The sequence below is a fragment of the Legionella stuttgartensis genome (assembly GCF_977063405.2).
Genome location: NZ_CDRUHA020000109.1, coordinates 273270 through 291163 on the forward strand (window position 1 = coordinate 273270; position 17894 = coordinate 291163).

Genomic DNA, 17894 nt, shown 5'->3' on the forward strand with positions numbered 1-17894 from the left:
TGCATGTTTTGTTTCTATTGATTATAATTTATTTACTTTTAAATTGGGGGATCTATACCACTATGGAAAAAGTTAACCTAGCAAAACAGTTCGCTGAACGCCTGCGTGATGCCATGATCGCAGCAGGATTTAATTCACAACGGTCTACTTCGGGTGTTTGCATTCATAAGCTAGCAGAAATTACAGGCTATTCCTTACAAATATGCCGAAAGTATCTTCGCGGCGAAGCCATTCCTGATCCCGTTAAATTAGTAGGAATCGCAACGAAACTTCATATTTCACCAGGATGGTTGTTATTTGGCGACTCCCAAAATGACCAAGGAATTGCCCAAGAAAAAATATCTATTAATAAAAATTTACTTCATTATATTTTCTCTAAAGCGTCCAGCCTTTATAACGATATGCTTCCAGAACAAGAAATACCCAATTTTTTAATTGAATTGATCCATGATGTCAGTCTAATTAATGCAGATGAAGAACAGTCAAAAAAAATTATTGACTTGGCTTTAGCCTCGCTGAAACACTTTAGTCATTCATATGGAGCATAATAAAATGACTCTTATAAGATGGCCAACAAAGAAATAATGACCATCCTATAATTCAACGCACATTAAGAGAGCGTTAATTTAAACCTATGTGCTCATTCAGGTCGGCGCCCAAGCTCAAGATGATTTCATCTTAAAATAACCCTAACTCATTGATTTTGATTTCCACCACCACTTTCTTTAGGAGCAGGGGCTTCTATTACCGGCTTTTCAATCTTGGGTACTTCAATTTTTTGTGCCTGACCTGTTGGGGCATTAACGTTTATACTTTCTCCAGTTCCAGTAGGCGAAGTTTCTATTTTTGCGAAAATAAAATACAAACCAATAAATACTATAATCACCATCGCAATTACTGCGACTACAACAAGGTTACTAGAATTTTGATCCCTCATGATAATTTCCTTGTAATATGTTTGATATTTATTCTCCTACAAACCATTAAATTTCTCTCAATAACAAACTTGTTATCTTTATCCTATCATTACCGTAGTCGTCGAAATTTACACCCTCTAAATTGTATGTTATTATAACAAGTTGGCAAACAAACAACCGGAGATGAGGGATTCTTCGCTAGTAAGATAATCTCAAATCAAATTTGCCTGCTGATCCACCTAATGGAACAAGAACTCCGTTCCATATATTTCGTCGTTTGACCGAATAGTGGTATCATTGCATTTTAAAAACACACTGAGTTTATATGTTACTCCACGGTCTTTTCATCATTGGTATTTGTGTTGAAGCAATCACCGGCGCGTTAGCGGCCGGTCGTAAAAAAATGGATTTTTTTGGTGTTATGTTGATTGCGAGTATCGCTGCATTAGGTGGTGGTACTGTTCGAGATGCTCTCTTTAATACTTATCCTCTAACTTGGGTTATTCATCCTGAATATTTACTGTACACATCAATATGTGCATTCCTGACTATATTCATTGCCCATTCATTAATTCGCATCATGAAAATATTTTTAATTCTCGACGCATTGGGATTATCTACTTTTGTAATTATTGGCACGCAAAAAGCACTCAATCATGGTTTATCACCAAGCATTGCCATTATTAGTGGTATGGTCACGGGCATTTGTGGGGGTATGTTACGGGATATTCTCTGCAATGACATCCCTTTAGTATTAAGAAAAGAACTTTATGCAGTTATTGCTTTGGCGGGAGCAGTACTGTTTACTACCCTCAACTATTTTAATATTTCAGAAAATCTCAACGTGATTATTACACTCATTAGTATTTTTACTACACGACTATTAGCCATTTTTTTCCATATTGAAATACCAATATTTGATTATTCGGAAAGTATTAAAAAGCGGAAAAGAAAATCATAGAGTAAACAGAATTTTAGAAATGTAGCCTGATGAAGCGACGCACGGGAAATATCCTGGGTGAAACCCGGGTTTGCTTCGCTTCACCCAGGTTACCAAGCCCTCTTAGACTTCTTTAACTGCGATAATACTTACTTCTTCATCAGGCACATCAGCGTGTCCCATACGTTGCCCAGTCTTAACTTTAGCAATCGCGTCAACAACATCCATACCTTCAACAACCTCACCAAATACACAATATCCATAACCCTGCATATGATCGCCGCTGTAGTTCAAAAATGCATTATCAGCAACATTAATAAAAAATTGCGCTGTTGCAGAATGAGGGTCCATAGTTCTTGCCATTGCAATAGAACCGCGTTTGTTTAGCTTCGCATTCTTAGCTTCATTTTTAATAGGCTCGCGAGTTGATTTTTGTTTCATCTCTGAATCAAGCCCACCACCTTGAATCATAAAACCGGCAATAACACGATGGAAAATTGTATTATCGTAAAAACCACTGCGCACATAATTAAGAAAATTTTCTGCTGTAGCTGGAGTATTTTCTGTATCTAACTGTAGATGAATATCACCTTTAGATGTGCTAATTACAACCATTAATATCTCCTGTCATTTTTTAAATTAATTGATGATCTTAATATATGTAAAAAGACAATGCTTTTTACAAGATATTATTCGTTATATGAATATGACATAAATGCAAGTGCCTTTTAATTGGCACTTTCATTAATTATTAACTCTCGCATTTTATCACAAACATCATGCATTACATGAACATTATGAATGCTTGCCAATGCTGTAAATAAATTTGCTTTTTGTTTTGTTAACTGATGTAAATAAGAACGAGAGTAATTACGGCAAGTGTAACACGTACATTGCGCCATAATTGGCGACATGTCATCAGCAAAACAGGATTTTTTTATTTGAATTCGTTCATTCTCATACTCACTGGCAAAGCGAAACCAATTGCCTTCTCGAATCAACTCACCGCAATATAAAGACCCATGCCGAGCATTACGTGTCGGCGCGACACAATCGAACATATCAATTCCTTCTGCGACCACATCCAAAAGGTCCTGAGGGGACATTCCCACCCCCATGGTATATCGTGGTTTATTTTCTGGTAAATAATCGCGTACCCAACGAATAACTTCCACAGTGGTTTGCATATCAAAACCAATTGTTTCACCGCCAATTGCAATTCCTTCGGTATTCATAGAAGAGATAAAATCTGCACTTTCACGACGTAAATCTTTAAAAGTCCCTCCTTGAATAATGCCAAAAAGTGCTTGCTCATAACCATATCGGGAAGTTGGATATTGTTGATGATAATTCATGGATTGTTTCAACCAACGATGTGTACGCGTCATAATATGACTGACCTCATCTTTAGTGCAACTATCTGGCGTGCACTGATCAAAGGCCATAATAATATCCGCACCAATAATTTTTTGGGTTTCTAAGGACATTTCCGGCGTCATATGAATTAACCGCTGACTCCCCGGTAATCGAAAATGTGCACCTTCCTCATCAATCGTACAAATTTCTTTATTCTTGGATAAACTAAAAACCTGAAAGCCCCCACTATCCGTTAACATCGGTCCATGCCATCCCATAAAAGGATGCATTCCCCCTGCTTTTTCGATGACATCCATACCTGGAGCACACAACATATGATAGGTATTTCCCCCTAAAATGATTTGACTGTGTGCATCATGCAATTCAGTGGGAGTCATATTATTTACACCAGCACGCGTACCAACCGGCATAAAAACTGGGGTTATAAATTCACCATGAGCCGTAGTTACACGCGTCACTCGCGCTTGAGTAGAGGAGTGTTTATGCAACACATCGCAAGAAAAGGTTTTCATCGGATAGAAATAATTCAAAAATGCCGATAATAGCTAAGTCAAACTCAGATTACCAGCATTAGGCTTGTTAATAATTAATCAATAGTTTTCTTTTACATACCCTGCAGTAAACAATAGACCGATAAGAAGTAGCGTAAAAAACCAGATTATACCTGGAATTGATGAGGATCCACCCCTAATCAACGAAACAATTTGCCACTCCAGTAAGTTTCGAAAGAACTCTAATTTATGATATCATGCGCAAAATCTATGGAAGCATGATCCTATTCATCCAAAATTCTAAAAAGGATATATATGTATGCCCAGTTCAAATTCTAATTTATTCATGATCGATATAGAAAGTACTGAACTTTCAGATATTGAACGGGAAATCATAAAACATCCTTTAATCGGTTCCGTGATTTTGTTCACTCGTAACTTTTCAAGTCCACAACAGCTGGAACTTTTAATTGATGAAATCCGCGAAATCAATCCCCATATTTTTATAACTACCGATCATGAAGGGGGTTTTGTGCAACGCTTTTTGCGTCAGGGATTTCGTGCTTTGCCTGCTCCTCGTGTTTATGGGGATGCATATGATCTTAATCCGGAAGTCGGCATCAAACTTGCACGACAATACGGCGAAATTATGGCCAAAGATCTACAAACTTGCGGTGTAGATTTAAGCCTTGCTCCGATCCTTGACCTACATGATAAAAGTCTTATTATTGCACGCCTAGATCGAGCTTTTCACCATAATCCTGATGTAATTGTTGCTTTAGCAGGGGCTTTTATTGAAGGAATGAATGCCGCTGGCATGCCCGCAGTTGCCAAACATTTTCCAGGACACGGTTCGGTGAGTGGCGACTCACATAGTACAATGCCCGTATCTCTTACCTCGATGGATGAGTTGAAAAACAAAGATTTAAAACCGTTTATCGAGCTGATCAACAAAGGGTTACTTAGCGCTATCATGCCCGCGCACGTAACTTATAAGGCAGTTGATGCAAATAAACCCGCTGGCTTTTCAAGCATTTGGTTGCAGGAAATATTACGTCATGAATTGGAATTCACAGGTTTGATTTTAAGCGATTGCTTAAGCATGACTGGCGCCGATATTGGCAATTTAATGACCCGGACGGAGGAAGCTCTTAACGCAGGTTGTGATATGTTGATCATCTGTCACCAGCCACGGCATGTATTGCTGGAATTATTGCAAAAAATCACTTTATCTCAATCACCAGAATCAGCCGCTCGTATTGTTCATTTTAAAAATCAGATGCTTCGCTTCGCACATCCGGAAACAACTCAGCCCAAATCATATTTATCCCCAATAGGACAAGAATGCGACCCTGCTACTGTTAGCCAAAATCTGCAGTTCAATACTTCAAAAACAATTTAGGTTCTCATGAAGCTGAAAAGAATAAAGATGATTCCTTGATTTTAGTGAATGAATGAAACGACTTAACCTAGTTTCTGCTTCACTTTACCTCAGCTCAACTCTTCCTGAAGCGCACTTCGTCGAGTATGCCAGAACAAGAAACATCCCATGAGTGCCATGAATAAAAAGTATAGAGCACTCCACCCAGGCATTGAGATTCCTAACATCCGCCAACTCACCTCAGCACAATCACCGCTCCCCCAAAATAAAGTTTTTACCACCGTTTGCCAAGGGAAATAACGAATTAAAACATCCAGGCCGGGCATACACGCAGGTGCTTCTCCAGCAGGTAAAGACTGTAACCATAATTGACGTATCGCAAAAAATAAGCCGGCACACGAAATAATGATTTGCAACAAGCTGATAATGTGCGCTTTTTTTAAAGTTTGAAAGCTTAAGCCCATAACTGCCAACAACAAAAAGACACAAACGCGCTGCATGATGCATAAGGGACAAGGAATAAGGCCAACAACATATTGAAAGTAGAACGAAGCAAATAATACAAACACGGTTAGCATTGCATTGAAGGTTTGAATTTTTTTATAAGTAAGTTTTCTCATGATTTTGGCAACATATAGGATATAGCAGCCTTAAGATCCTCATCATTGCATTTAATACACGTTCCTTTTGCAGGCATAGCATTTAAACCTTTTATTGAAGAAGCAAGTAAATCATTTAATTCTCTCTTGACTAATCGCGGTTTCCAATCCTGTTCGTTTCTAAATTTTGGCGCTCCCGCAAGACCGTCTCGATGACAAACAATACAATATTGATGGTATGTTTCATGTCCGGATTCTTTGGTCTCTACATTACTAACTGCTTTATTATCTGTCTGAGTCTGACCTTGGACGGTTACCTTTCCTACAGGTTGAATTCTTAATTGAATTTCTCGTTGCTGCGATTCATCACTTGCATACAACACAAATGAACAACAAAAAAATAATATTAAAAACTGCAACCTCATGCCCATACACCTCATGATAATAATTTAGGATGATACCTAGAAGTGAGTTTTTTTTCCAGCAGGATCAAAACCAAATAAAAGGAAAATCATTTTGTATCCAGGAAACAATCTTCAAACTATAATGAATCGTCAAAAAATTGAGGAGCTAAAACCATGGTCCAAGCAATTCCTGAAGGTTTTCATACGGTAACACCATCTTTTACTTTTAAAAATTGTGCAAAAGCAATTGAATTTTATAAACAAGCATTTCATGCTAAAGCGCTGCAGATTTTTCCTTCCTTAGATGGGAAAGGCATAATGCATGCACAGATTCAAATTGGTAACTCCATTATTATGATGGGTGATGAAATGGAAGGAGAACATTGTTCCAAAAGTGCTGAAACTCATGGAAAATCACCAATCACACTTTTTGTATATGTTTCTGATGTAGACTCGTTCTTTCAACAAGCGGTTGCGGCTGGGGGTCAAATACTTATGCCGGTAGAGGACATGTTTTGGGGTGATCGTGCTGGACTAATTAAAGATCCTTTTGGGTACTCTTGGATGATTGCCACCCATATCAAAGATCAAACTATTGAAGAAAGCAGAAAAAATGCAGCAGAAGCATTCGCTTCTATGGCAAAAAATAAGCTATAAGGATTTGAAATGTCAGACTTCCCCATACACGCTCCTATTTTGCTCATTGCCGATCCTAAAATAGTTGCCATTCCGGTGATTGATAATCACGATCCGATGATTGATTTAATCAATTATCCTGAAATCAGCTATGGCCCGTCTCCAGAAATACCGAATAATACTGATTACACAAAAATGCGAAAAACGGTTTATGAGAAATTAAACCAAGCCCAATCCCTATTACCCCAAGGATTAAGTTTTTGCTTGTATGAAAGTTATCGAAGTCTGGCATTACAAAAATTGCTTTTTGACACACGTTATGAAAAAGTTAAAAATAAACATCCCGATTGGTCATCTGAAGAGATTTTTATTGAAACAACCCGCCTGGTCTCCCCAGTGACCAACTTGGATGGTTCACCCAATATACCACCTCATTCGACAGGCGCTGCAATTGATGTTTATTTAATCAATGAACAAGGCACGGCCATTGATATGGGAATTCATCCTAAAGATTGGATGGAAGACTTAGATGGATCTCTGTCATTAACTGCCTCAGAAATTATTACCCACGAAGCAAAAAAAAATCGCCAAATCATGAGTCAAGTCTTAGAAACGGTAGGCTTCGTTAATTATGGTCACGAATATTGGCATTGGTCATATGGAGATCGTTATTGGGCTTATTATAAACAAAAACCTTATGCTCTTTACGATAATTATAAATAATCTCCTTTATTGTAGACCAGGCGAAGCCCTTTCGCCTGGTCACATCTTTACCTACGCCCCCGGGGTGGTCCAGGAGGCCCTAGTTTTAGGGTGACCTAAATGGATCCCGGTACACTGCGCTTCACCTAGGTTACAGGCAGACAAACCAGAACCAATTACAACTCTATTCGACAACTCTTTGAAAACTAGGGTATATTTTAATGAGTATTATTGAGTACGGATGTATTAAAATAAGGAAAGGATATGGCAAATACAAAAGAGATATACACTCCAGACACTTTAAGACGAAATTGGGGTTGGCTTTTGGGGTTAGGGCTATTACTTGTTTTTCTAGGTTGTATTGGCTTGAGCATGGTTATTGGCTTAACCTTAGTTAGCATGTATTTTTTTGCTGTCTTATTAATTATTTCCGCGATCTCCCATTTTATTGATATTTTTAAACATCGGGACTGGAGTGGTATCTTCTGGCAAACCATAATTGCTGTTTTATATCTAATTGGTGCTGGTGTTGTTCTGTATGATCCCTTTTTAGCATCTACGTTAATTACTGCACTCTTAGCGGGTGTTCTAATTGTTATTGGCATCACACGAATCATTCTTGCCTTTTCTTTAAAAAACGCCAAAGGTTGGGGTTGGCTATTATTTGCCGGAATTATTGCCATTATTCTGGGTGTATTAATCATCATGCAATGGCCAATTAGTGGCTTATGGGTTATAGGAATGTTCATTGCTATTGATATGATTGTAAATGGATGGACTTACATTTTTATCGCTCTTTCTGTACGTGCATCTGTGTAATGAACATAGTATGATACTGCATGCTCTCCAAAATGCAGTATCATATGTACTCAAGAACCCTACGTATAGCAACCCGTCAAAGCCCTTTGGCTTTGTGGCAAGCCAATCATGTCCGGGATTTATTGTTAAATAAATGGCCGAATTTACAGATTGAACTATTACCAATGAGTACCTCTGGAGATAAGTTCATCAAGGACAAACTTCTCGCTGTTGGCGGCAAGGGTCTATTTGTCAAAGAGCTTGAAGAAGCTTTGCTGGACAAAAGAGCTGATTTTGCTGTTCACTCTTCAAAAGATATGCCCGCAGAGTTTCCTGAAGGACTCAGTTTGGCAGCCATCTGCAAAAGGGACAATCCATTTGATGTCTTTGTCAGCTACCAACATACCGATTTACAGACACTTCCTGCGCATTCTATTGTTGGGACCTCAAGTCTTAGACGGCAATCACAATTATTAGCCTACAGACCAGATTTGAATGTTAAGTCCTTAAGAGGAAATATCAATACTCGACTTGAGAAGCTCAAGTCAGGAGAGTATCAAGCAATTATTCTTGCTGCGGCAGGTCTTGAGCGCATGGGATTTACCGATGTCGTAAAGGAACAACTATCCGCCCAAATAATGCTTCCTGCATGTGGGCAAGGCGCTTTAGCAATCGAATGTAGAACTGACGATCACGAAATGCATGCGCTAGTTGCCGAACTTAATGATCCCGTATCATCTATTTGTGTGCATGCAGAGCGAAAGGTCAATGCCCTCTTGGGAGGTAATTGTCATGTCCCTTTGGCAGTTTTTTGTGTACCAATAGAAAACAACCAGCTTTCTTTACAAGCAAAAGTTCTGACTCCTGATGGCGCGCAAATTATTAAGAGCGTGCAAATGGGCTCATTGGAGCAGGCAACACACTTGGCTGAACTTTGCGCCCAATCGTTGCTAGCGCAAGGAGCAGCAAACCTTCTTGCATCTGTATCAAAATGAGTCGCTCATTACACGGTTTACGAGTTTTAAATACTCGTCCACAAGACCAGGCACAGCAGTTGAGTCAAAGCATTCACAAAGTGGGAGGGGTCGTAATTGCACTACCTGCTCTAGAGATCAGAGCAACAAACAATGATTGGCTCAATCTATTACCGGACTTAAACAAAGTTGACCAAGCCATTTTCATTAGCGCCAATGCGGTTCATTACTGTTTTACTCAATTAAACAGGCAACATATTAAATGGCCCTCTTCAATTCATGTCATTGCAATCGGTCAAGGTAGTGCTGCAGCACTGCAAAAATTTGGCATCCAAGTCCACGCAATCCCCAATATACCTGACAGTGAACATTTACTGGCATTAAACACATTACAACAACCAGCCAAACAAAACGTGCTACTATTTAAGGGAGAAGGAGGCAGACCGCTTATTGAGGAGCAATTAATACAACGAGGAGCGAACCTGATTACTCTTAAAGTATATCAAAGGGTTATTCCTCAAATTAGCCGGAAATTGCTTGAGTCGATATGGCGCGATGATTTAGTGGACATTATACTGTTAACAAGCGAACAGTCTCTGCATAACCTTTTTAAACTGTTTGAAAAAGAGGCCCAGGAATGGCTCCGTAATAAAAAATGGCTCCTAATTAGCGAGCGCCTGGCTCAGGTTGCCTCAACAATGAATATAAAAAATATTAAGGTTTGTAACCCTAATCAAATAATAAATGCATTGTTTGATTACGTAAACAAGGATTAACTTATGGCCAGCAGCAACGAAGAACAAGTACAAAAAGTTAAAAGAACACCCCTTACTTCGCCAAATGAAAAGACGAAATCCACACGTAATTCTCCAGTGTGTAAAAATCAATACCTAATACCTATCTTAGCATTTGTTGTTGCATTAGTAGCGCTAGGTGTTGCTGCTTACACTGTTTTTAAGAATCATCAACTGGAACATCAATTAAGTAAAACGCAAAATAGTTTTACCACCCAGTTACAACAATTGGAGCAAAGCCAAGTCCAAGCTGAAGAACACACTAACACCCGAGAAAATAAGACCGAAGAAATACAAACACAGTGGCAAGCAAAATTTGAAAATTTAAGCAAACAAATACAAAATGCCATGCAACAAAAGTTTTATCAAAATCAGGATTGGCTTCTCCTAAAGGCCCGCTATTATCTTGAATTAGCACAAATCAATGCCCACTGGAGCAATGAAAGCGATGCAACAATAGCATTACTGGAACAATCAGATCAGCTATTAAAGCAACTAAACGATCCAAAAATTTTAAATATCAGACAAGCAATAGCTAAAGATATAGCCCAAATTCAAGCCCTCCCCACAGTTGATATTGCCGGATTGCTGAGTCAGTTGGATGCAGCACAAAATAGCATTAATGATCTGAGCATCCCTTTACCGATAAAAGGAAATACCTCCTCATCAGAAAATAGCACGCCTCCATCAAATGATTCGTCTAGCTGGAAAGTACGATTACAAGGCAGTTTAAATGCACTGGAAAAACTTGTGGTCATTCGACGACATGATCAAGGAATTGAACCCTTGGTTTCTCCGTTATTTGAGGCATTACTTAAAGAGAAACTCCGACTGAATCTCCAAGAAGCACAGTGGGCTGTTCTTAATAATGAGCCCTTTGTTTATCAACTGGTTCTAAAACAAGCGATTAATAGTCTTAAAATGCATTTTAATGAAAACATGCCAAACACGGCTGCTTTAATCAAAAAACTGACTGAGTTACAACAAAAGAATGTAACCCAAAAACGACCAGCAATGGGATCTGCACTCCCGATGCTCAATGAATTGATTGAAACAAAAAAGACTCCAGGGACTCAATCTGACGGACAAGGAGGAAATCAATAATGATGCGTATTCTCTTGGCTTTCTTGATTTTACTAGGTTCCGTGGCCTTAGGCATTCAACTCAATAAAGACCCAGGCTATGTATTAATTGCTATAAACCAATGGACCATAGAAACTACTCTATGGGTAGCTGTCTTTAGCATCATTATTTTGTTCCTTTTCATGTATCTTCTTTTACGTTTATGTCAGAAAATTTCTCATACGCCAAGCACCTTAGCTCAATGGCATTCGAAAAGACTTAATCAAAAAGCACAAGCAATTACGAGAAAAGGATTAATTGAATACAGTGAAGGATATTGGTTAAAAGCCAAAAATCATTTGATTCAAGCCTTACCGAATACTGATACACCTTTACTTAATTATTTAACTGCCGCACGAGCCGCCCAAAAAATGGGGGACAATCAATTACGCGATGATTATCTACGTGAAGCGCAACACTCCATGCCTGAGGCTAAAATTGCCGTGGAATTAACCCAAGCGGAATTGCAACTAGCAAATCATCAATGGGAACAAGCCCTGGCGACACTGAAGCACTTACATGATATAGCCCCACGCCATCCTTATGTTTTAAAACTTATAATGCAACTTTATCAAGAAGTAAAAGACTGGCCACAACTCATTCAAATCCTGCCTGACTTAAAAAAATATCAGGTTATAAATCCACAAGAATTTGAATTACTACAGTATAATGCTTATTTACAGCGTCTTATTGATCTTGCAAAACAAAATCAACTCGAGCCGGTGAAGACCTTCTTTCATTCATTACCTAAAGCTTTAATTAATGAGCCGAATATCATTGCGGAATACGTCCGTTTCTTGTTAAAAAATGCGGATTTTACTAATGCAAATGAACTATTACGACGTGCGCTACGCAAAGATCTCAGTCCCCAATTGATTGGGCTTTATAGCCTATTACCAATCGATGAAAAACAACTTGCTTTTGCCGAAGGATTACTGAAAAAAAATGCCCATTCAGCGGCACTTTATTTATGCTTGGGTCAAATCTGCATGAAACGAAAATTGTGGGGGAAAGCCAAATATTATCTTGAAAAATCAAATGAGATAGAGCCTACCGCTTTAGCCTATGAAGCTCAAGGGGAGTTACATGAAAAACTTGGCGAAGAAACGCTTGCTTGTAGAAGCTATAAACAGGGTTTAACCTTAGTAACAAAAGAAATTTAGATTTATGTTTAGCAATGGAACTGCTTTTTCAGCCATAAAGAGAAAGAAGGCTGATTAGCCTTCTAACTGTTAATGCCGATTTAAACTACGCTACTCACGCAAGCCATTGAATTAGGCCAGGGTATGATTTACTTCTACACCACCTATACCTATATCTGTATATGTTCCTTGTAATGATAGAGTCGCAGCTGTTTGGCCAGCAACTAGTGCAGTTGAACTATCTGCTGTTGCAATCGAACTATCTGCCGTCGCAATGGAACTAACTGCTGTCGCAGTTGAACTATCTACTGCTGTCGCAGTTGAACTATCTACTGCTGTCACAGTTGAACTGTCTACTGCTGTCACAGTTGAACTACTATCAGAAGCAGTCACACTTAAAACACTTTGTGCACTTACATCTAAAATACTATCTTGTTGAGTTAAATCAATTGTGGGAACAGACACATTCGAATCAAAAGAGGTATAGGATGTATCCACTATCCCAGTTCCAACAATTTGCTCAAGAATCACCGGTCCAGAACTTGCTCCATCACCCCCAGAGGCTAGTGAGCTATTTGTTACGGTCGTAGTTGTACTATCTATCGCTGTCGCAGTTGAAGTATCTATCGCTGTCGCAGTTGAAATATCTATCGCTGTCGCAGTTGAAGTATCTGCCGCTGTCGCAGTTGAAGTATCTGCCGCTGTCGCAGCTGAAGTATCTGCCGCTGTCGCAGCTGAAGTATTTGCCGCTGTCGCAGCTGAAGTATTTGCCGCTGTCGCAGCTGAAGTATCTGCCGCTGTCGCAGTTGAAGTATTTGCCGCTGTCGCAGTTGAAGTATCTGTCGCTGTTATCGTTGAACCTGACGTTACCGTACCTGCGGTAGTTGAACCATCTGTCGTTGTTATCGTTGAACCTGTCGTTATCGTACCTGCGGTAGCTGAACCATCTGTCGTTGTTATCGTTGAACCTGTCGTTATCGTACCTGCGGTAGTTGAACCATCTGTCGTACCTGAGGTCACGGTTGAGCCATCAGCTCCAGAACTTAGAGCTCCCGAAGCATTTGGAGTAACGGTAACTAGTTGAGTAGCTGTCGCAGTGGCTACTGAATTTTCTACAGTGGAATAAGCCGTTACACCTAATGCAAGATCGGTGGTGCCAGTTAAGTCCCCATTTACCGTAATGGTAAGATTTGCCAATTGGCTCGCACTGAGTGTATAAGTCCCATCCGTATTAGCGACCAACGCAGTCCCCCCAGAACTTAGGGTCGAGCCGGTAGGGACATTAGAAATAGTTACGGACAGCAGATCTGTGGTATTCCCTGCGGGGAGTAACGCAGTGATATCAAGAGGAATTGCAGAACCTTCGCTCCCACTAACTGTTTGTGTTGTTAAGGTCGGGGTATCAGCAACCGGGGCAACGGTTATTACTTGCGTTGCGGTCGCAGTGGCGACTGAATCTTCTACCCTAGATTTGGCCGTGACGGTTAATGAAAGATCGGTTGTGCTGGCCAATTGTTCATTTACCGTAATGGTAAGATTTGCCAATTGGCTCGCACTGAGTGTGTAAGTCCCATCCGTATTAGCAACCAAAACTGTTCCTCCAGAACTTAAAGTTGAGCCGGTAGGGACATCAGAAATCGTTACGGAAAGCACATCGGTGGTATTTCCTGCGGGTAGTAATGCAGTGATATTAAGAGGAATTGCGGAACCTTCGCTCCCACTAGCTGTTTGTGTTGTTAAGGTCGGGGTATCAGCAACCGGGGCAACGGTTATTACTTGCGTTGCGGTCGCAGTGGCGACTGAATCTTCTACCCTGGATTTGGCCGTGACGGTTAATGAAAGATCGGTTGTGCTGGCCAATTGTTCATTTACCGTAATGGTAAGATTTGCCAATTGGCTCGCACTGAGTGTGTAAGTCCCATCCGTATTAGCGACCAAAACTGTTCCTCCAGAACTTAAAGTTGAGCCGGTAGGGACATCAGAAATCGTTACGGAAAGCACATCGGTGGTATTTCCTGCGGGTAGTAATGCAGTGATATTAAGAGGAATTGCAGAACCTTCGCTCCCACTAGCTGTTTGTGTTGTTAAGGTCGGGGTATCAGCAACCGGGGCAACGGTTATTACTTGTGTTGCGGTCGCAGTGGCGACTGAATCTTCTACCCTGGATTTGGCCGTGACGGTTAATGAAAGATCGGTTGTGCTGGCAAGTTGTTCAGTTACCTTAATGGTAAGCTCCTCCAGTTGGCTCGGACTAAGTGTATAAGTCCCATCCGTATTAGGGACCAACGCAGTCCCCCCTGAACTTAAGGTCGCTCCGCTAGGGACATTAGAAATCGTTACGGACAACACATCGGTGGTATTTCCTGCGGGAAGTAACGCAGTGATATCAAGAGGTATATCAGAACCTTCGTTCCCACTAGCCGGTTGTGTGGTTATAGTCGGAGTATCGGCAACCGGGACAACGGTTACTACTTGTGTTGCGGTCGCAGTCGCGACTGAATTTTCTACCCTAGATTTGGCCGTGACGGTTAATGAAAGATCGGTTGTGCTGGCAAGTTGTTCAGTTACCTTAATGGTAAGCTCCTCCAGTTGGCTCGGACTGAGTGTATAAGTCCCATCCGTATTAGGGACCAACGCAGTCCCCCCTGAACTTAAGGTCGCTCCGCTAGGGACATTAGAAATCGTTACGGACAGCACATCGGTTGTATTTCCTGCGGGTAGTAACGCAGTGATATCAAGAGGTATATCAGAACCTTCGTTCCCACTAGCCGGTTGTGTGGTTATAGTCGGAGTATCGGCAACCGGGACAACGGTTACTACTTGTGTTGCTGTTGCAATGGCAACTGAAGCTCCGACAGAAGATTTAGCAGTTATTGCTAAAGCAATATTGGTGGTACTGGATAATTGTCCATTTAAGGTAAGGGCAAGATTCTGCAATTGGCTCGCGTTAACCGTATAAGTACCATCAGTATTAGCAACCAAAGTAGTCCCCCCAGAACTTAAGATCGCTCCAGCAGGAACATTGCTAATCTTTAGCGACAGCACATCTGTAGTATTTCCTGAGGGAAGTAACGCAGTGATATCAAGAGGTATTGCAGCACCTTCATTCCCAGAGACCGAATGCGTCTCTAAGATAGGGGTATCGGCAACCGGTTTAATGGTCACAACTTGTGTAGCCTTCGCCGTAGCAACTGAAGTTCCGACTACAGCTTTAGCGGTTATTGCTAAAGCAATATTGGTGGTATTGGATAATTGTTCATTTAAGGTAAGGGCAAGACTCTTCAATTGGCTCGCATTGAGGGTATAAGTTCCATCTCTATTGGCTACTAAAGCAATTCCTCCTGAACTTAAAGTCGCTCCAGCAGGTACATTGTCAATCTTTACTGACAACACATCCGTGGTATTTCCTGCGGGAAGTAATGCGCTTATGTTAAGGGGTATTGCAGCACCTTCATTTCCAGAAACCGAATGAGTAGTCAAGATAGGAGTATCGGCGACGGGATTAACGGTTACGACTTGCGTTGCCGTCGTAGTAGCTACTGAAGTGCCTACCATAGATTTGGCAGTTATTGCTAATGCCAGCTTGGTAGTGCTGGATAATTGCCCATTTAACTTAATGGCAAGATCCTGCAATTGATTCGGATTGAGCGTATAAGTTCCATCTCTATTAGCGATTAAAGCAATGCCTCCTGAACTTAGAGTGGCTCCAGCGGGAACATTGCCAATCTTTACTGACAGCACATCCGTGGTATCTCCCACGGGAAGTTTTGCGCTTATATTAAGAGGTATGGCGGTATTTTCATTCCCACTAACCGCCTGCGTACTTAAAATAGGAGCATCAGCAACAGGATTAACGCCAACCTTTATTGATTGATTCATGCTTGCGGATAAACCTTTAGGAGATGTAGAAGTAGCAACTACATTTAGAGTCACAGAACCAGACACTTGATTAACTCCGGATTTAAAAGTTAACCCAACAATTTGTGCGGCAGTAAGCGTCCAACTACCATCCTGATTATGTGTCCCCGCAGATAAAGAACCACCTGCAGGGACCCCCGTGATTTTATAGGTTAATACGTCACCAGCATAACGTGTTGTAGCGCTTATATTTAATGGTATCGATGCATTTTCATTCCCCCCAGGACTTGTTACCTTTAATGAGGTAGGAGGTACTGGAACCGCAGTAACAGGAACATTGTAAGTATGAGTCGGTAACGCGCTAACTTGTAAAGTTCCGGCTTTTATTGCTTGTAATTGAGCTATATCCGCTACAGCGACTTTAATAGGTAACATACTTGGAGTTGAATCATCAAGTACTGCGCCAGCAGCTAATTTTAGAGTTTCAGGGCCATTTACCCCATTAAACCAGGTTAAACCCTTAATTACTTGAGTACTTTCATTTGCCACGACATACTTAGGCGCTCCGTTAGCACTATTGTTCATAATTAACCAATAGTGTTGATCCTTAGCATCAATGTCTGTTGCAGATAAGGTGCCTAGTTTGGCACCAGGGGTGCTTTCACGAACTGAAGTTGGAGTAAATGATGCTTTAGGTGCTCCTAGATTTTCAGCAACGATTTTTATTTGTTCAAAACCTTTAACACTTAATGGAATGGAAGAAAATTTGTAAAAATTATTTACTTCTGCTCCTGAAGCAACAGCTGCTTTAAAACCTAAGACATTATTTTTAAATTCGGCAGAATTAAGTTGTCCATAGCTTACTTTCAGTTCTAAAACATCAATCCCTTTGCCTGCGTTATATATAGACGACCCGCCGTGGGCTACGGCGTTTAGATTAGCTTCATAAGTCATCTTATCCGCACCGCTTCCTCCTGTTATAACAGAGGAACCAACACCCGCATCAACACTATTTTTATTATTTCCCAAATTTATAACCGTACTCCCTGTCGTTAAAGAATGAACTGTGTTAACGCCTTGACCTAATGTTACTGCAAAATTTGCGGCACTTAGCTGCACCATGCTACTCGCAACATGAGCATATCCAAGATTTAAAGTGTTATTCCCATTACCTGCAGTAATAACATCTTTGCCTGAAGAAGATAAGGCATTAATTAGGTTATTACCATTTCCAATAAACAAGGTTTCATTTATACCCGAAAGTGTTACCGAATCATTACCATTTCCGACAATTACAAGATTATTATTACCTAAAATGGAGAGGGTATCTTTACCATTACCGACTGTAAGAACATTATTATTTCCGGTTAAGGAAATATTATTATTCCCATTTCCTACAATGCCTATACCATAATTTGAATTAAGCGATAAATTTAAACTCCCATTACCGTAGTTAGTAATTTTGTTCGCTAAAATTAATTCTTGATTACTATTGCGAATCGTCTTCAGTAGTAAAGCTAATGCTTCATTAGGGGAGGTAATCGTGGAAGCCATAAGAACACCTAAAACCAAGCGGGCAAGGTTCTTAATTCTTCCATGACTTTAGTACCTGCACGTTATTAAACACCTGAACAAACCGATACCTTCAAGTAGTGGGAGTATCATTTAAAACATCATATATATTATTTAAAGTATAGTTACTGGTTAAATTTTATTCAAATCGATTTATGCAAAAAAATTCCGTTTTTCACTTGTTAAA

At 40.2% G+C, this 17894-nt stretch carries 16 protein-coding genes; 10 read left to right on the forward strand and 6 right to left on the reverse strand.

Going from position 1 to position 17894, the window contains the following annotated elements; translation table 11 throughout:
• Window positions 1–62: 62 nt before the first annotated feature.
• Window positions 63–548 (forward strand): helix-turn-helix domain-containing protein, encoded by a 486-nt coding sequence (locus ACWTEW_RS35950; RefSeq protein ID WP_454782772.1) that lies wholly within the window; start codon window positions 63–65, stop codon window positions 546–548.
• Between the two features lie 146 nt (window positions 549–694).
• On the opposite strand, the gene ACWTEW_RS35955 is transcribed toward ACWTEW_RS35950, so the two are convergent.
• Window positions 695–937 carry a hypothetical protein gene (locus tag ACWTEW_RS35955; RefSeq protein ID WP_454782773.1) on the reverse strand — a complete coding sequence of 81 codons (243 nt, stop codon included), beginning with the start codon at window positions 935–937 and terminating at the stop codon, window positions 695–697.
• A gap of 305 nt (window positions 938–1242) precedes the next feature.
• Between ACWTEW_RS35955 and ACWTEW_RS35960 the strand changes: the two genes are divergently transcribed.
• Window positions 1243–1878 carry a trimeric intracellular cation channel family protein gene (locus ACWTEW_RS35960; RefSeq protein ID WP_454782774.1) on the forward strand — a complete coding sequence of 212 codons (636 nt, stop codon included), beginning with the start codon at window positions 1243–1245 and terminating at the stop codon, window positions 1876–1878.
• 102 nt (window positions 1879–1980) lie between these two features.
• On the opposite strand, the gene ACWTEW_RS35965 is transcribed toward ACWTEW_RS35960, so the two are convergent.
• Window positions 1981–2472 (reverse strand): peptidylprolyl isomerase, encoded by a 492-nt coding sequence (locus tag ACWTEW_RS35965; protein WP_454782775.1) that lies wholly within the window; start codon window positions 2470–2472, stop codon window positions 1981–1983.
• A gap of 113 nt (window positions 2473–2585) precedes the next feature.
• Entirely contained in the window at window positions 2586–3746 is a 1161-nt protein-coding gene (tgt, locus tag ACWTEW_RS35970) for a tRNA guanosine(34) transglycosylase Tgt (RefSeq protein WP_454782776.1), read from the reverse strand.
• A 298-nt stretch (window positions 3747–4044) separates the two neighbouring features.
• Here tgt and nagZ point away from each other — a divergent pair, with 298 nt between their 5' ends.
• The gene (nagZ, locus tag ACWTEW_RS35975) at window positions 4045–5127 is read left to right on the forward strand and encodes a beta-N-acetylhexosaminidase (protein WP_454782777.1); all 1083 of its coding nucleotides are present in this window, start codon (window positions 4045–4047) and stop codon (window positions 5125–5127) included.
• An 89-nt stretch (window positions 5128–5216) separates the two neighbouring features.
• Here the strand turns inward: nagZ and ACWTEW_RS35980 are convergent, their stop codons facing one another.
• Window positions 5217–5726, reverse strand: a complete 510-nt coding sequence (locus tag ACWTEW_RS35980) for a disulfide bond formation protein B (protein WP_454782778.1) — start codon at window positions 5724–5726, stop codon at window positions 5217–5219.
• The gene (locus ACWTEW_RS35985; RefSeq protein WP_454782779.1) at window positions 5723–6130 is read right to left on the reverse strand and encodes a c-type cytochrome; all 408 of its coding nucleotides are present in this window, start codon (window positions 6128–6130) and stop codon (window positions 5723–5725) included. The genes ACWTEW_RS35980 and ACWTEW_RS35985 overlap by 4 nt, the downstream gene beginning before the upstream one ends.
• A 153-nt stretch (window positions 6131–6283) precedes the next feature.
• Between ACWTEW_RS35985 and ACWTEW_RS35990 the strand changes: the two genes are divergently transcribed.
• From ACWTEW_RS35990 to ACWTEW_RS36020, 7 genes are all read left to right on the forward strand, one after another.
• Window positions 6284–6766, forward strand: a complete 483-nt coding sequence (locus ACWTEW_RS35990; RefSeq protein WP_454782780.1) for a VOC family protein — start codon at window positions 6284–6286, stop codon at window positions 6764–6766.
• 9 nt (window positions 6767–6775) lie between these two features.
• Window positions 6776–7468, forward strand: a complete 693-nt coding sequence (locus ACWTEW_RS35995; protein WP_454782781.1) for a M15 family metallopeptidase — start codon at window positions 6776–6778, stop codon at window positions 7466–7468.
• A gap of 243 nt (window positions 7469–7711) precedes the next feature.
• The gene (locus ACWTEW_RS36000; RefSeq protein WP_454782782.1) at window positions 7712–8266 is read left to right on the forward strand and encodes an HdeD family acid-resistance protein; all 555 of its coding nucleotides are present in this window, start codon (window positions 7712–7714) and stop codon (window positions 8264–8266) included.
• A 44-nt stretch (window positions 8267–8310) separates the two neighbouring features.
• Complete coding sequence (gene hemC, locus ACWTEW_RS36005; protein ID WP_454782783.1) at window positions 8311–9240, forward strand: hydroxymethylbilane synthase; 930 nt, start codon at window positions 8311–8313, stop codon at window positions 9238–9240.
• On the forward strand, window positions 9237–9995 hold the full coding sequence (locus ACWTEW_RS36010; protein ID WP_454782784.1) for a uroporphyrinogen-III synthase: 759 nt from the start codon (window positions 9237–9239) through the stop codon (window positions 9993–9995). Before hemC ends, ACWTEW_RS36010 begins: the two co-directional genes overlap by 4 nt.
• 3 nt (window positions 9996–9998) lie before the next feature.
• Window positions 9999–11117: a uroporphyrinogen-III C-methyltransferase gene (locus ACWTEW_RS36015; RefSeq protein ID WP_454782785.1), complete on the forward strand. Its 1119-nt coding sequence runs from the start codon at window positions 9999–10001 to the stop codon at window positions 11115–11117.
• Window positions 11117–12298, forward strand: coding sequence for a heme biosynthesis HemY N-terminal domain-containing protein (locus ACWTEW_RS36020; RefSeq protein ID WP_454782786.1), 1182 nt, complete (start codon window positions 11117–11119; stop codon window positions 12296–12298). The genes ACWTEW_RS36015 and ACWTEW_RS36020 overlap by 1 nt, the downstream gene beginning before the upstream one ends.
• Before the next feature lie 111 nt (window positions 12299–12409).
• Here ACWTEW_RS36020 and ACWTEW_RS36025 read toward each other — a convergent pair whose 3' ends face one another.
• On the reverse strand, window positions 12410–17689 hold the full coding sequence (locus ACWTEW_RS36025) for a beta strand repeat-containing protein (protein ID WP_454782787.1): 5280 nt from the start codon (window positions 17687–17689) through the stop codon (window positions 12410–12412).
• Between the last annotated feature and the right edge of the window lie 205 nt (window positions 17690–17894).